The sequence below is a fragment of the Pseudomonas sp. N-1-13 genome (assembly GCF_057787095.1).
Genome location: NZ_JBYNRI010000001.1, coordinates 2,242,970 through 2,258,906 on the forward strand (window position 1 = coordinate 2,242,970; position 15,937 = coordinate 2,258,906).

12 protein-coding genes are annotated in these 15,937 nt (G+C 60.1%); 5 read left to right on the top strand and 7 right to left on the bottom strand.

Annotated features, from left to right (window positions below):
• Nucleotides 1-25 precede the first annotated feature (25 nt).
• From AC3I65_RS10280 to AC3I65_RS10295, 4 genes are all read right to left on the bottom strand, one after another.
• Nucleotides 26-1,003: a TRAP transporter substrate-binding protein gene (locus AC3I65_RS10280; RefSeq protein WP_047227599.1), complete on the bottom strand. Its 978-nt coding sequence runs from the start codon at nucleotides 1,001-1,003 to the stop codon at nucleotides 26-28.
• A gap of 55 nt (nucleotides 1,004-1,058) precedes the next feature.
• The gene (locus AC3I65_RS10285; RefSeq protein WP_047227598.1) at nucleotides 1,059-1,964 is read right to left on the bottom strand and encodes an SMP-30/gluconolactonase/LRE family protein; all 906 of its coding nucleotides are present in this window, start codon (nucleotides 1,962-1,964) and stop codon (nucleotides 1,059-1,061) included.
• A 43-nt stretch (nucleotides 1,965-2,007) separates the two neighbouring features.
• Entirely contained in the window at nucleotides 2,008-2,829 is an 822-nt protein-coding gene (locus AC3I65_RS10290; RefSeq protein ID WP_488523690.1) for an NAD-dependent epimerase/dehydratase family protein, read from the bottom strand.
• 190 nt (nucleotides 2,830-3,019) lie between these two features.
• Nucleotides 3,020-4,207 carry an OprD family porin gene (locus AC3I65_RS10295; RefSeq protein ID WP_488524303.1) on the bottom strand — a complete coding sequence of 396 codons (1,188 nt, stop codon included), beginning with the start codon at nucleotides 4,205-4,207 and terminating at the stop codon, nucleotides 3,020-3,022.
• A 974-nt stretch (nucleotides 4,208-5,181) separates the two neighbouring features.
• Here AC3I65_RS10295 and AC3I65_RS10300 point away from each other — a divergent pair.
• The gene (locus AC3I65_RS10300) at nucleotides 5,182-5,526 is read left to right on the top strand and encodes a DUF6124 family protein (protein ID WP_488523691.1); all 345 of its coding nucleotides are present in this window, start codon (nucleotides 5,182-5,184) and stop codon (nucleotides 5,524-5,526) included.
• A 206-nt stretch (nucleotides 5,527-5,732) separates the two neighbouring features.
• On the top strand, nucleotides 5,733-6,353 hold the full coding sequence (locus AC3I65_RS10305) for a TetR/AcrR family transcriptional regulator (RefSeq protein WP_047230182.1): 621 nt from the start codon (nucleotides 5,733-5,735) through the stop codon (nucleotides 6,351-6,353).
• 144 nt (nucleotides 6,354-6,497) lie between these two features.
• On the opposite strand, the gene preA is transcribed toward AC3I65_RS10305, so the two are convergent.
• The 3 genes from preA to hydA form a co-directional block, all read right to left on the bottom strand.
• Nucleotides 6,498-7,772, bottom strand: a complete 1,275-nt coding sequence (gene preA, locus AC3I65_RS10310; RefSeq protein ID WP_047230183.1) for an NAD-dependent dihydropyrimidine dehydrogenase subunit PreA — start codon at nucleotides 7,770-7,772, stop codon at nucleotides 6,498-6,500.
• Nucleotides 7,773-9,140, bottom strand: coding sequence for an NAD(P)-dependent oxidoreductase (locus AC3I65_RS10315; protein ID WP_076385282.1), 1,368 nt, complete (start codon nucleotides 9,138-9,140; stop codon nucleotides 7,773-7,775).
• Nucleotides 9,141-9,317: 177 nt separating this feature from the next.
• A complete protein-coding gene (gene hydA, locus AC3I65_RS10320; protein ID WP_488523692.1) occupies nucleotides 9,318-10,757 on the bottom strand; it encodes a dihydropyrimidinase in 1,440 nt (479 codons plus the stop codon).
• A gap of 622 nt (nucleotides 10,758-11,379) precedes the next feature.
• Between hydA and AC3I65_RS10325 the strand changes: the two genes are divergently transcribed.
• The 3 genes from AC3I65_RS10325 (at nucleotide 11,380) to AC3I65_RS10335 (ending at nucleotide 15,899) form a co-directional block, all read left to right on the top strand.
• Entirely contained in the window at nucleotides 11,380-12,858 is a 1,479-nt protein-coding gene (locus AC3I65_RS10325) for an NCS1 family nucleobase:cation symporter-1 (protein WP_047230186.1), read from the top strand.
• A gap of 152 nt (nucleotides 12,859-13,010) precedes the next feature.
• Nucleotides 13,011-14,294, top strand: coding sequence for a Zn-dependent hydrolase (locus tag AC3I65_RS10330; RefSeq protein ID WP_047230187.1), 1,284 nt, complete (start codon nucleotides 13,011-13,013; stop codon nucleotides 14,292-14,294).
• 117 nt (nucleotides 14,295-14,411) lie between these two features.
• On the top strand, nucleotides 14,412-15,899 hold the full coding sequence (locus AC3I65_RS10335) for a helix-turn-helix transcriptional regulator (RefSeq protein ID WP_448693698.1): 1,488 nt from the start codon (nucleotides 14,412-14,414) through the stop codon (nucleotides 15,897-15,899).
• Nucleotides 15,900-15,937: the final 38 nt, after the last annotated feature.

Sequence of the window (15,937 nt, forward strand, 5' to 3'; positions counted from 1 at the left end):
CTTTTCAAGTACAGATTGAGAGGTGTTACTGAACGGCTTCGATACGCTTGATCAGGTCGGCGTACGGTGCACCGTATTTGGCCCGGATCGGTGCGGTGGCGTCATAGAAGGGTTTCTTGTCGACGGTGATGAACTCAACGCCCGCGGCCTTGAGTTTCTCTTCACTGGCGGCAGTCTTCTTGTCCCACAATTCGCGCTCGTCCAGCTGGGATTGCTTGGCCGCTTTTTTCACCAGGGCTTGCTGCTCGGGGGTGAGTTTTTCCCAGGTGAACTTGGACATCACCACCGGCTCCGGCAGGATCAGGTGGCCGGTCAAGCTGTAGTACTTGGCGTTCTGGTAGTGGTTGTGCTCGAGCATGGTCGGCGGGTTGTTTTCCGCACCGTCGATCACGCCGGTCTGCAGAGCACTGAAGATTTCACCGGTGTCCATGGCAATCCCGTTACCGCCCATGGCGTTGAGGGTCTCGATGAACATCGGGTTGCCCATGACACGAATTTTCATGCCATGCATGTCTTCGGGCTTGTGCACGGGTTTCTTGGTGTAGAGGTTGCGAGTACCGCCGTCCATCCAGGCCAGGGCCACCAGGTTGAATTCGGAGTTGGTGATCTTGTCGAGGATTTCCTGGCCGATTTCACCGTCGATGATCTTGCGCATGTGTGCCTGGTCACGGAACACGAATGGCATGTTGAAGACGTTTACGTCCGGCACCACCGGCCCAACGATGCCCAGGCTGACGCGGGCCATCTGGACGGCACCGACCTGAAGCTGCTCGATGACTTCTTTTTCCGAGCCCAACACACCGCCGGAATACATCTTGAAGGTGAACGGGTCTTTTTGGCCTTTGCTTTCCTCGACCAGCGTCTTGCCAAGGATTTTTTCCGCTTCCACGGTTGGATAGCCATCGGGGTGGATATCGGCAAACTTGATCTCAAGAGCCTGTGCCGCTTGCGCAAGGAAGGCCAGGGGGAGGGCTGCGATCAGAAGCGTGCGTTTGAAATTCATGGTCAATCTCCAGTGTTGTTGTTTTTATATCTATCGAATGAAGCGGCAATGCAGGTCAGTTGGCGGCGTGTTTCGATCCTCCGAAAGCCGTTTCAGCAAGGCCCTTGACGCCGGGGTTGAGGGCAAACACGCCCCCGGCCAGGGACTGCGGATCAGTGTCGTCGCCAGGGCGGATCGAGGTGACGAACAGGGTGTCCAGACGGCTGCCGCCAAAGGCGCACATCGTCGGTTTCTTCACCGGCACCGCCAAAGAGCGATCCAGTCGGCCATCCGGGGTGAAACGATGGATGAGGCCGGCATCGTTGGCGCAGATCCAATAGCAACCTTCTGCGTCCACCGCCGCGCCGTCCGGGCGTCCGGCCAGGGGCATCATGTCGACGAACAGCCGTCGGTTGGAGGGCGTGCCGCTGTCGATGTCGTAGTCGAAAGCCCAGATCTGCTGGATCAACGGATGTGAGTCGGAGAGGTACATCGTGCGCCCATCCGGGCTGAAACCCAGGCCATTGGGCACGATGAACCCGCTCAGTTGTGCCTCGACCGGCCCGCGCTGTCCGCCATCGAAGCGGTACATCCGCCCCTGGTCGGCGTTGGCCCCCATGTTCAGCACCATGCTGCCGGCCCAGAAACGGCCCTGGCGGTCGCAACGGCCATCGTTGAGGCGCATGTCGGTGCGGGCGTGCTCGACACTGGCGCACAATTCGCTGTCCAGGCTGCCGTCATCAAAGGGGTGCAGGCGAAAGAAACCACTCTCCATGCCGGCGATCCAACCCCCGTCCTGGTGACGGGCGATGCAGGCGAGCATTTCGGGGGTTTCCCAGCCTTTGAGCTGTCCGGTTCCGGCATTCCAGCACTGCAACCCACCGCTGGGAATGTCCACCCAGTACAGGGCGTTCTCCTCGGGAACCCACACTGGGCTCTCACCGACGGCGTTGCGTGCATCGACAATCAATTCGGCTTGCATGGCGATTCCTTGGTTCGTTCGTATCCCATGAAAAACAGGCGAATCAGTCGTCGAACGGGCCGGCTGCGACAAAGGCGCCACCCTGGTAGACCCTGGCCGGGTCATCGGCGGCCGGCATCGGCTGCGCTTCGACCTTGTCACGGAAGATTTCGGAGCTGTCCTTGGGCTGGTAGCCCAGGTGCGCGGCCTGGCTGTTGTCCCACCAGACGTCGCGGTTGGCGGACATGCCATACACCACGGTGTGGCCGACTTTCGGGGTATAGAGCGAGCATTCGATCAGTTGGGTGAGGTCGTCGAAGCTCAGCCAGGTGCTCATCATCCGGCGGTTTTGTGGTTCGGGGAACGACGAGCCAATGCGGATGCTCACGGTTTCGATGCCGTAGCGATCGAAGTAAAAACTGGCCATGTCTTCGCCGTAGGACTTGGACAAGCCGTAGTAGCCATCCGGACGGCGAGGGGATAGGGCGTCGAGGGCCTCGTCCTGCTTGTAGAAACCGATGACGTGGTTGGAACTGGCGAAGATCACGCGCTTGACGCCATGCTTGCGGGCGGCTTCATAGATGTGGAACACGCCGCTGATGTTGGCGCCGAGGATTTCTTCGAACGGACGCTCTACCGAAACACCGCCGAAATGCAAAATGGCATCGACGCCTTCCACCAGTTGATGCACCGCCTGTTTATCAGACAGGTCGCACGGCACCACTTCTTCACTTTCATCAATGGCCGGGGCCATGTTGGCGATGTCCGACAGGCGAATGTGACGGGCGAAAGGCTTGAGGCGTTCACGCAAGACTTTGCCCAGGCCGCCGGCAGCACCGGTCAGCAGCAGACGATTGAAGGGTTGGCGAATGTGTGTCGTAGTCATGAAATTACCTGAGCAAACGGTGAGAGGTATCAGTTGTTATAAGTTGTCGTACGACCGAGAGGGAATATCCTTATCCTACCGCTACCTTGTCAACGTTTGATCGACGAATCGCTCTACAACGGCGTCCCTGCCTTTGGCTGTCGCGTCGCCATGGCCCTTTTGAAAAGCGACCATGGCGACCGATCCCGGCTTAAAGAAGCGAGATCGGGTAGCTGACGATCAAGCGGTTTTCATCGAACTCGTTGTTGCTGTAATCCCGACGCATCGTTGAATTACGCCATTTCACATTGAGGCTCTTCAACGCACCGCTTTGTACGGTGTAGGCCAGTTCGCTTTCGCGACCCCATTCCTTACCGTCGGTGATGGTGCCTGTGTGTACGTTGTCACCGCTGATGTAGCGGTTCATCAGGGTCAGGCCCGGTACGCCGACGGCGGCAAAGTTGAAGTCGTGGCGCACTTGCCAGGATTTTTCCTGGGCGTTGTCGTAGCTGGAGTTGTAGCTGTCGTTGGCCAGGGTGCCGCCGCTGGTACCGTTGACGCGCATCCAGCCATCGTCGCCGCTGAGTTTTTGCAGGCCGACGTAGAAGGTGTTGCCACCGTATTTGGCCGAGAGCATGGCGAAGGCGGTCTTGTTGTCCAGGTCGCCCGCCAGGGCACTGCCTTCTTCCTTGCCGATGAAGTAGCCCAGGTTGGCGCCCAGGGTCCAGTCACCGATGGGCTGGCTGTGGGTCAGGTTGAAATATTTTTGCTGGTAGATGTCCGACAGTTCCGCGTACCAGACACCGACCTGAGTGCGCTTGTCGTTGAAGGCGTATTCGCCGCCGCCGAAATTGAAGCGGTCGGACGTGAACGCGCCGCGGCCGTTCATCGACATGTCTTCCATGCTCGCGTCGTTACGCGGGCTGTTGGCGCGGAACTGGCCGCCGTACAGGCTCAGGCCGTTGATCTCGGTGGAGGTGACCTGACCACCGCGGAAAGTCTGCGGCAGGGAGCGGCCATCGTCAGAGCGCAGGATTGGCAGCACCGGCATCCATTCGCCCACCTTCAACTCGGTTTTCGACACCTTGGCCTTGAGTGCGACACCCAGGCGACCAAAGTCATCGGCCGGGCGGCCATCGTCATGCACCGGCAACAAGGCGGTATTGGCAGTGCCGCGACCACCGTCGAGCTTGAGCGAGTACATGCCCAGCACGTCTACACCGAAACCGACTGTGCCCTGGGTGAAGCCGGACTTGGCGTCGAGAATGAAACTCTGGGTCCATTCCTCGGCTTTGCCTTGGGCGTTAGCCGGGTTGGTGAAGTTGCGGTTGATGTAGAAGTTGCGCAGGTTGAGATTGACCTTGGCGTCATCGACGAAGCCTTCGGCGCTGGCGGACATTGGCAGGAACGCGGCAAGGCTGCTGCAACCGAGAAGGACCAGGGCGGGGCTGGCGTTGAGAAAGGTACGGCGATTTTGACGGTGGTTGGGCGAAAAACGGACACGTGTGCTCACTATGACGCTCCCTACTTTTTTGTTGTTTTTATTTGTCATACGTCGTCGTACAACATGAGGTGGATTATTTGGAAGCTGCTCCTCGTTGTCAACTGGCCATTATCGGAATTGTCCAACTCGGATGTGCTCAAAATGAGACGTTTCAATGGCTGGCGCTGGCCGAGCTCAAGATTGCAGGCCGTGGCGCCGTGTCGAAGCGTGGTTTGAGAGTAGCGGGGAGGGTGCTTGGTTGTGCGATGACTGGTCTAAGACATTAGTCGAATGCTGGCGATTGGAAGTCTTAAGGGAGCTCTTGCTCCCTCGCCACAGAAGCTTTCCCACAAGCAGCGCCGGTGTTTTTGATCGTTCCCACGCTCGGCGTGGGAATGCATCCAGTGACGCTCTGCGTCACCTTCCAGAAGCGGAACGCGGAGCGTCCCTGGCGACATTCCCACGCAGGAGCGTGGGAACGATCAAACAAGAAGGCTCTTGTGGCGAGGGTGTGTTGTTTAACCCTATGCCGGGTCCAAACGGGTTTGTGTTTATCCAGATGTAGGATCGTTCGGGGTCGGGCTACGTTGTCTTGCGCCGTTGCCTACAACTGCGCCAGAATCCGCCGGCTTGTGCGCCTGGGGGGCAGGGTTCTATCGTTTCCGGGTCGCTGATTGAATCAGTGATCGGGTTTGGTAGCCCGGCTTTTGACTTGACGCATAGCCCCTGTCATACAGTCCGTTTTGGTATCTGTTTTATGGCGGTCATGCGCAGGGCGTTTTCGGACGCGCCGGTTCTCCAAGTCACCGGTCTACCAACCCGCGTATGGCCGCCACCCTTCGTTTGGTAGCGAGAGTGATGGCTCCATTTTTCGATTTGGAGATTCACCTATGTTCAAAGTAACCCCCAACCCACCCGGTACAGATCCATCCAATTCCAAGGCGTTCGACAAAGCCGCCGACCGCATCCTCGACCACTACCTCAAGCCCAAACCCAGCAAATCCGAGGCCGATCCCGGCCAACTGTTCACCGTCGCCAATGGCGTCGACACCGAAACCCTGCTCGCCAACCTCAGCGAAAACCTGGCCTCGGCCAATGCCATGGTCAGTGACTTGGCCTTCGACCTGGAAGGTCCCAGGCGCCACATCGCCCTGGGCATCCAGCAATTGATCGAATTGAGCGGATTGCTGGCGAACCGTGTGCTGGATAACGTCGAAGCACATCAGTCGACATAGCGCAGCCGGTTTGATCGTTCCCTCGCTCTGCGTGGGAATGCCGCCCGTGACGCTCTGCGTCACTGCCAGAAGCGGAACGCGGAGCGTCCCTGGCGGCATTCCCACGCAGGAGCGTGGGAACGATCATCGGGAGACATGGTTAACACCTGTGTTTTCGACAGTGGGTGAATGCTAGTCTTGACCAACGCTGTCGTCAGGGAGCCCTCATGGGCAATCACAAGATCGAGATTCGTCGCAGTAACGTCGAGAAAATCCTGCTGGCCGCCGAAAAGGTCTTTGCCGAAAAGGGCTTCGGCGGCACCGCCATGGCCGACATCGCTGCCGAGGTGCAACTGCCCCGATCCAACCTGCATTATTACTTCAGCACCAAGAGCGAGCTGTACAGCGCCGTGCTGTTCGATCTGTTGGAGGTCTGGAAGCAGGATGCCTTGTGCTTCGAGATGTTCGATGACCCGCGGGTGGTGCTCAGCAGTTACATCCGCGCCAAGATGAACCACTCCCGTAGCCGGCCCTACGGCTCGAAGGTCTGGGCCAACGAAATCATCCACGGCGCCCCGACCCTGGGCCAGGCGCTGGATGCCAGCCTCTATGACTGGGCCAAGATGAAAGAGGCAAAAATCCGCCAGTGGGTGGAGGACAAACGCATCCTCCCCGTGGAGCCGTCAAGCCTGCTCTACATGATCTGGGCCTCGACCCAGCACTACGCCGACTTCGACCACCAGATCAATATCCTCAACGACCATCAGCCGCTGTCGGACATGCAGTTCGAGCGGGCAGTGCAGACGGTGACCAGTGTGATTTTGCGGGGGATTGGGTTGGAGCCCTGAGATCTGTGTTGAGGCTGATGGCCCTATCGCGAGCAGGCTCGCTCCCACAGTGGATTTCTGGCGTACACAAAATCTGTGAACGACACGACCCAGTGTGGGAGCGAGCCTGCTCGCGATGGCGTCAGTCCAGACGCCACAGCTTCTTCAAACCGCTACATGATAGGGATTACGCGGATCATGGTTCCAATCCAGGAACGGCTTGCCCGTTTCCACCGTCACCATCTCGATGCAGTCCTGCACCGGGCAGGTGATCTGGCAGAGGTTGCAGCCCACGCACTCTTCATCGATCACTTCATATTTGTGCGTCCCGTCCGCTTGCTTGAGGCTGGCGATGGCCTGGTGGGACGTGTCTTCACAGGCGATGTGGCAGCGACCGCAACCGATGCAGGCCGCTTGGTCGATCTTCGCGATGACTTGATAGTTGATGTCCAGGTACTTCCAGTCGGTGGTGTTGCCCACCGCGCGACCGGAAAATGCCTGCAGGTTGGCGTGGCCGTGATCGTCCATCCAGCGTGACAGACCGTCCTTCATCTCTTCGACAATACGAAAACCGTGGAGCATCGCCGCCGTGCACACTTGCACGGCGCCACTGCCCAGGGCGATGAATTCCGCCGCGTCGCGCCAACTGCCGATGCCACCGATGCCGCAGATCGGCAAGCCCTGGGTCTGCGGGTCGCGGGCGATTTCCGCGACCATGTTCAGCGCGATCGGCTTGACCGCCGAGCCGCAGTAGCCGCCGTGGGTGCTCTGGCTGCCGACGATGGGCAGGGCGACCATGCGGTCCAGGTCGACGCTGGTGATGGAGTTGATGGTGTTGATCAACGACACTGCATCGGCGCCGCCCCGATGGGCCGCCCGGGCAGCGACGCGGATGTCGGTGATGTTCGGCGTCAGCTTGACGATCACCGGCAGCGAGCAATAGGTCTTGCACCAGCGCGTGACTTGCTCGACGTACTCCGGCACCTGGCCGACGGCCGCGCCCATGCCCCGCTCGGGCATGCCGTGGGGGCAGCCGAAGTTCAGCTCGATACCATCGGCACCCGTGGCCTCCACCAGGGGCAGAATGCGTTTCCAGGATTCTTCCACGCACGGCACCATCAACGACACGATCAGCGCCCGGTCCGGCCAGTCCTTTTTCACCTGGGTGATTTCCCGCAGGTTGATCTCCAGCGAACGGTCGGTGATCAGCTCAATATTATTGATGCCCAGCACCTCGCGATTGGCGCCGAAGTGGGCCGAGTAACGCGACGACACGTTCACGGCCGCCGGATCCTCTCCAAGGGTTTTCCAGACCACGCCACCCCAACCGGCCTCGAAGGCACGTACCACGTTGTAGGCCTTGTCGGTCGGCGGCGCGGAGGCCAGCCAGAACGGATTGGGGGCTTTGATGCCGGCGAAGACAATCGACAGATCGGCCATTTACGCAGCCTCCACGTTGAGCATGAGTTGAGCGTTGATCGCCTCGGCGGCAAGCTTGCCGTGCTGCACGGCCTGCACCGTCAGGTCCTGGTCCAGGCTGGTGCAGTCACCGCCGGCATACACGCCGGCGATGCTGGTGCGCAAATGCTCGTCTACCAGGATCCGTCCATCCTGGCGTTTGAGTTCACGGGCCAGCGGGTCCGCCAGCGCGTGGTCATCGAAGGCCTGGCCAATGGCTTTGAAAATCCCGTCAGCGGGCAGGTCGAAGGTGTCGGCGCCGGTGACCAACCGACCGTTCTCCAGGTGGGTGCGGGAGAAACGCATGCCGCGCACATTCCCGGCCTCGTCCAGCAGCACTTGTTGCGGTTGGGCCCAGGTCAGCAGACGCACCTGATTGGCCTTGGCGATGTCTTGCTCATGGCCGGTGGCGCCCATGTCCTCAAGGCCGCGCCGGTACACCAGGCTGACGTCCCGGGCACCGAGCCGGGCCATCTGCACGGCCATGTCGATGGCGGTGTTGCCGGCACCGAGGACGATGCAGCGATCGGCCAGCGGCAACTGGCTAAGGTCGTCAGCCTGGCGCAGTTCGCGGATGTACTCGGTGGCGGCCAGCAGCCCCGGCGCCTGTTCATCGCTCAGGCCCAGTTGTTTGCTGGCGGCCAGGCCGAGGCCGAGGAACACAGCGTCGAATTGCTGATGCAAGTCGCTCAAGCTGAGGTTTTCGCCCAGCTTTTGCCCATGGCGGATTTCGATGCCGCCGATGCCCAGCAGAAAGTCCAGTTCGCGCTGGGCATAATCGTCCACCAGCTTGTATTTGGCGATTCCGTATTCGTTGAGGCCACCGGCCTTTTCCCGGGCCTCGAACACCACCACATCGTGGCCGTGCATCGCGCTGCGGTGAGCGCAGGACAACCCCGCAGGACCCGCGCCGACCACGGCAATGCGCTTGCCGGTGGCGGCGGCGCGTTTGAACGGGTGTTCGCTGAAGTGGGCGTTGTCCACGGCGTAGCGTTGCAACAGGCCGATCAGTACCGGCGCGCACTCCTGAGCGTTGTTGCGCACGCAGGCTTGCTGGCAAAGGATCTCCGTGGGGCAGACCCGGGCACAACTGCCGCCGAGGATATTGGCCGAGAGAATCTTCTGCGCCGCGCCCTGGACGTTGTCCTGATGGATGTTGCGGATGAACGAAGGGATGTCGATCTCGCTCGGACAGGCGTTCACGCACGGCGCGTCGTAGCAGTACAGGCACCGGGATGCTTCCAGGTGCGCCTGTCGTGGGTTGAGCGGCGGCGCCAGGTCGCTGAAGCGCGCAGCCAGGGTGGTCGGGTCTTCCTGGGAATGGGGGAGGTGACTCAAGGGCTGGATCATGGAATTGGCCTCACGGTGTTTGAGGTGCTGCCTCTGGTGGGCAGTGTTTTTTGTGTCCGGACTGGCCTCATCGCGAGCAGGCTCGCTCCCACAGGGATCTGCGGTGCACACAGATTTTGTATCCATTCAAAATCCAGTGTGGGAGCGAGCCTGCTCGCGATAGGCCGTAGGCCGCTATCAGCGTTTCACTGCAACCGGCCGGTGCAACTCCGCCCGCTTGCTCAACAAATCGAACACCGCCGGGTAAGCCGGTCGTTCGATGTAGCGTCCCGCTCCGCGTTCGGCCCGCAGGTCGCCATCGACCCAGACCAGCCGGCCCTGGCTGATGGTGTGGCTGGGCACGCCGCGCACGGTTTTGCCTTCGAAGATGTTGAAGTCCACCTGTTGATGGTGGGTCTTGGCCGAAATCGTGCGGCTGCCTTGCGGGTCCCAGAGCACCAGGTCGGCGTCGGCGCCGACGCGAATGGCGCCTTTGCGCGGGTAAAGGTTGAAGATCTTCGCCGTGTTGGTGGAGGTGAGGGCGACGAAATCATGCATCGACAATTTGCCGCTGTTGACCCCTTCATCCCACAGCACCGCCATACGGTCTTCGATACCGGCGGTACCGTTGGGAATCTTGCTGAAGTCTTCGCGGCCGGCGGCTTTCTGTTCGGCGCAGAAACAGCAATGGTCGGTGGCGGTGGTGTGCAGGTTGCCTGATTGCAAGCCATACCAGAGCGCTTCCTGATGCCCGCGAGGGCGGAAGGGCGGGCTCATCACGTAACCGGCGGCGGTCTGCCAGTCGGGGTGGCGATAAACGCTATCGTCGAGCAGCAGATGCCCGGCCAGTACTTCACCGTAGACCGGCTGGCCCTGGCTGCGGGCATAGGTGATTTCATCCAGGGCTTCCTTGGTCGACACATGCACCAGGTACAGCGGCGTGCCCAGGGTCTGGGCAATACGGATGGCCCGGCTCGCGGCTTCACCTTCCACTTGCGAGGGCCGCGACAGCGGATGGGCTTCGGGGCCGGTAATGCCCTGGGCCAGCAACTTGCGCTGCAGGTGATCAACCAGCTCGCCGTTCTCGGCATGCACCGTGGGCACGGCGCCCAGTTCCAGACAGCGCTCGAAGCTTGCCACCAAGGTGTCGTCGGCCGCCATGATCGCGTTCTTGTAGGCCATGAAGTGCTTGAAGCTGTTTACCCCGTGATGGCTGACGAGCTCGGCCATCTCTTCACGAACCTGTTCACTCCACCAGGTGATCGCCACGTGAAAACCGTAATCACTGGCGCTTTTTTCCGCCCAGCCGCGCCACTGGTGGAAGGCTTCCATCAGCGATTGCTGGGGATTGGGAATGACAAAGTCGATGATCGACGTCGTGCCTCCCGCCAGGCCTGCTGCCGTGCCACTGAAAAAATCTTCGCTGGCGACGGTGCCCATGAACGGCAACTGCATATGGGTATGCGGGTCGATGCCGCCCGGCATCAGGTATTGGCCGCTGCCATCGATTACCTCGACATCGGCGGGCACATCCAGGTTTTCACCAATGGCCTTGATCACACCCTCGGCACACAACACATCGGCGCGATAACGTTCATCATGGGTTATTACGGTGGCGCCACGGATCAACAAAGACATTCCGAGTTCCTCGCAGGCATGACCGACTGATGCCGGTTCTTTATGTTGTATAGATCATGATGGGGAAGTGATGAAGTCGTGCAGAGTTCTAATCCTGTCACGGCTGTCAGGATTAGAAGCTAGCTGGAGTTTTACGAATCGGCAAGATTATTTTTAATGGGTTGTTTGAATGTATAACCAATTGAAAAATATCAATTTAATCTATAAATCACCAAAATGGTGAGCCGCCTCACCATTTTGACGCACTTGACAGGATCATTATTTGAGCGAGATTTATCATGCTAAATCAGCAGCTTGAAAGGCGTTAAAGTGCGGTTTAGACGCTTCGCAATATTGTGGGGTGCACCACTTTGAATCTCGGACTCGACAGAACGTGCAGGTCATCTAGCCTCAAGGGCACTGGCGCGCAGTGCGAGCGGACAATGAAATTAAATTAAAGCGTTAAATATCATAAAGTTGTCAGTGTTATATCGTTCAACCGGTCAACCCGGCGAGGCAATCGGCACAGTTATTGAGTGCTGTCGCTGCCAGGCAGGGCCGCCGGTAGAACGCGCGCTTTACATGCAAGTACTCCGGCCATCGCCAGTCGATGAGCAAAAATAATGAAAACAGTGGAGCGGACATGACCAGATCAACAGTGACCGAGCGCGACGGGTTATTCGAGCTTGAAGCCGGCAGCGACGTTCTCGACAGCCCCCGTTACAACCATGACATCGCGCCAACCCAGGTGCATGAGCGAACCTGGAATAAATGGCACATCACCGCGTTATGGGTCGGCATGTCGATCTGTGTACCGACCTACACCCTGGGCGGCGTGCTCACGGCCTATTTCGGGTTGTCGGTGGGTGAAGCGTTGCTGGCCATCCTGTTCGCCAACATCATCGTGCTGATTCCCCTGACCCTGAACGCCTTTGCCGGGACCAAATACGGCATTCCGTTCCCGGTGCTGTTGCGCTCGTCCTTCGGCGTCATCGGCTCCAACGTTCCCTGCCTGATCCGCGCACTGGTGGCGTGTGGCTGGTTCGGAATCCAGACGATGTTCGGCGGGCTGGCGATTCACCTGTTTCTCGGCTCGGTGTTCGAGGGCTGGAAGAGCCTGGGTGGCACCGGCGAAGTGATTGGTTTCATGGTGTTCTGGGTCCTGAATCTGTGGGTGGTGCTGCGCGGTGCCGAGTCGATCAAATGGCTGGAAACCCTGTCCGCGCCGCTGCTGGTGCTGGTGGGAGTCGGGCTGCTGATGTGGGCGTTGCCCAACGTCTCCCTGACCGAACTGATGGCGCAGCCGGCCAAGCGGCCCGAAGGTGCCGGCGTGACCAGTTATTTCCTGGCAGGGCTCACAGCGATGGTGGGTTTCTGGGCCACGCTGTCGTTGAATATTCCTGACTTCAGCCGTTATGCCAAGAGCCAGAAAGACCAGATCGTGGGGCAGATCATCGGCCTGCCGCTGACCATGTTCCTGTTCGCCGCCCTCGGCGTGGTGATGACGGCGGCCTCGGCGAAACTGGTGGGCGTGACCGTCTCTGACCCGGTGACCCTGATCGGACACATTCAGAGCCCGCTGTGGGTGGCGCTGGCCATGGTGCTGATCATCATCGCCACGCTCTCGACCAACACCGCCGCCAACATCGTCTCACCCACCAACGATTTTCAGAACCTGGCGCCAAAACTGATTGGCCGTACCAAGGCAGTGATGCTGACCGGGCTGGTAGGGCTGGCGCTGATGGCCCACGAACTGCTGAAGAAACTCGGTCTGATCGTTTCCGAGGTCAGCCTTGAGTCGGTCTATTCCAACTGGCTGCTGGGCTATTCGAGCCTGCTGGGGCCGATTGCCGGGATCATGGTGGTGGACTATTTCCTGATCAAGAAACAACAACTGGACCTGGCCGGGCTGTACCGCGACGACGTCTACCCGGCCTGGAACTGGAACGGCTTCATCGCCTTTGGCGTGCCCGTGGTGCTGACGCTGCTGTCGCTGGGCAGCGACGCATTCAGCTGGTTCTACAGCTACGGCTGGTTCACCGGCTCGGCACTGGGCGGGGTGATCTATTACGGGTTGTGCAGTATGCGGGCGAGCCCGTCCATCGCTAAAACTGCGGTGTAAAGGAGGGCCTCATCGCGAGCAGGCTCGCTCCCACACTGGATTGGGGGGAATGCAAGCCTGTGTGCACAGCAGATCCCCTGTGGGAGCGAGCCTGCTCGCGATAGCGGCCTCAAGTACAACGAGAAAATGCCTGAAAAAACTGGAGATCCCCCATGAACGCAGCCGTCGACGTTCTACAGTCCACCCAACAGCACATCAATCGCGACCGCTTGTGGCAGTCGCTCATGGACCTGGCGCAGCTCGGTGCCACGGTCAAGGGTGGGGTGTGCAGGCTGGCCCTGACCGATCTGGACCGCCAGGCCCGGGACTTGTTCGTGCAATGGACCGAGGCGGCCGGCTGCACCGTCAGCATTGACGCGGTGGGCAATATTTTCGCCCGTCGGCCGGGGCGCAATCCGAACCTGCCACCGGTGATGACCGGCAGCCACATCGACACCCAGCCTACCGGTGGCAAGTTCGACGGATGCTTCGGTGTGCTGTCCGGCCTGGAAGTGCTGCGCACCCTCAATGATTTGAAAATAGAGACCGAAGCACCGTTGGAGGTGGTGGTCTGGACCAACGAAGAAGGCTCGCGCTTCGCCCCGTGCATGATGGGCTCCGGCGTATTCGCCGAGAAGTTCACCCTCGAAGAAACCCTGGCCAAGACCGACGCCGAGGGCATTACCGTCGGCCAGGCACTCAATGCCATCGGCTACGCCGGGCCACGCCCGGTCAGCGGGCATCCGGTGGGGGCGTATTTCGAGGCGCATATCGAGCAGGGGCCGATCCTGGAGGACGAACGCAAGACCATCGGTGTGGTGATGGGGGCACTGGGGCAGAAGTGGTTCGATCTGACCTTGCGGGGCGTCGAAGCCCACGCCGGCCCGACCCCGATGCACCTGCGCAAGGACGCTTTGGTCGGTGCTTCGATCATCGTCGGCGCCGTCAACCGCGCGGCCCTCGGCCATCAACCCCATGCCTGCGGCACGGTTGGCTGCCTGCAAGCCTATCCCGGTTCGCGCAATGTCATCCCCGGCGAAGTGCGCATGACCCTGGATTTTCGTCACCTGGAGCCGGCACGCCTGGATTCGATGATCGCCGAGGTCAGGCAAGTCATTGATGACACTTGCCAGCAACACGGCCTGACGTATGAACTGACCCCTACGGCTGACTTTCCGCCACTGTACTTCGACAAGGGTTGTGTCGAAGCTGTGCGCGGTGCTGCCCAAGGGCTGGGCCTGTCCCACATGGACATCGTCAGCGGCGCAGGCCACGACGCGATCTTCCTCGCCGAACTGGGGCCAGCCGGGATGATCTTCGTGCCGTGCGAAGGCGGCATCAGCCACAACGAAATCGAAAACGCCGCCCCGGATGATCTGGCTGCCGGGTGTGCGGTGCTGCTGCGAGCGATGCTCGCCGCCTCACAGGCGATTGCCGAGGGACGCATGGCGGCTTGAAGCAGCTTGAGGATTAAAAGATCGCAGCCTCGTTGCACTCGACAGTTCCTATAGGGGAACGTGTCATCGCCGCGGATGGTCGTAATCTCCATGCTCCTCTGACCACATGGAGACCCGATGAGCCAGGATGTCCCGACTACCGATACCAATCGTCGTCAACTGCTGCAAATCATCGCCGGGTTGTCTGACGGGGTGATGTTGATCGAAGTCGATCAGACCATCGCCTGGGCCAACGAAGCGGCGTTGACCATGCACGGGGTCACTGACCTCAAGGAGCTGGGGGCCAACGCCGAGGAATACGCCCAGCGGTTCAATTTGCGTTATCGCAACAACCACCCGCTGACCGCGGACAACTACCCCATTGCCCGGGTCGCCCGTGGCGATGAGTTCAGCGACGTATTGGTGGAGGTCACGCCCGAGGCTGATCCGGACCGCACCTGGGTTCATCGGATTCGCAGCATGGTGCTGACCGACCGCAGCGGTGAGGCGGAATTGCTGGTGCTGATTCTCAGCGATGCCACCGAGTGGGCCAGCGCCGAACAGCGTTTTGAAAGAACCTTCGGTGCCAACCCGGCGCCGGCGGTGATCTGCCGCCTCAGTGACTTGCGCTATATCAAGGTCAACCAGGGCTTTCTGGAAATGACTGGCTACAGCCGCGAGCAGGTGATCGGGCGTTCGGTGTATGAGCTGGACGTGCTCGAGGCCGCCGAGAAACGTGACTTGGCCATCGAGCGCCTGGGGCAGGGCGCGACCATTCCGCAAATGCAGGCTGAGTTGAAATTGCCAGGGGGCGGCAGCAAGCAAGTGATTGTCGCGGGCCAGCCGCTGGATGACCTGCATGACGAAGACTGCATGCTGTTTTCCTTCATGGACATGGAGCCGCGCCGCAAGGCCGAAACGGCGTTGCGCCAGAGCGAGGAGCGCTTTGCCAAATCGTTCCGTCTCACGCCCGTGCCAACCCTGGTGTGCAGCGCCGAACAGCAACTGCTCGAGATCAACGAAGCCTTTCTTCAGACCACCGGTTATGCCAGTGAAGAGCTGCTGGGCAAAACCGTGGAGGAAATCGGCTTTCTCGACGCGGATGCCTGCGCCGCACTGTTTGCCACGCTGGAAAAAACCGCAACCGTGTCCAGCGTCGACGTCAAGGTTCACAAAAAAGGTGGGGAACAGATCGACTGCGAGATGGCAGCCGATACTGTCGTCATTCAGGACAAGCCGTGTTATTTGCTGGTGTTGATGAACATCACCGAACGCAAACGCTCGGAGCTGGAGCTGGTGGCGGCCATCGAAGAGGTGATGAAAGATGCCTCCTGGTTCAGTCGGACCCTGATCGAAAAACTGGCCAATGTGAAGAGCATCAACGCCCAGTTGCCCAGCACTTCATTTACCGAGCTCACAGCCCGGGAGCGTGATGTGCTGGGGCTGATCTGCCAGGGCCTGGCCGACAAGGAAATCGCCGCGCGCTTGAAGCTGGCCCCCAATACCGTGCGCAATCATGTGGCGACGCTGTACTCCAAACTCGATGTTCACAGCCGCAGCGAGGCAATCGTCTGGGCGCGCGAACGCGGCCTGTTCGCCAACGAGTGGCGAATGAAGGCACCATGATGGCCAGTGCAAATGCACCGGGCGTGCTGGTGCAAATT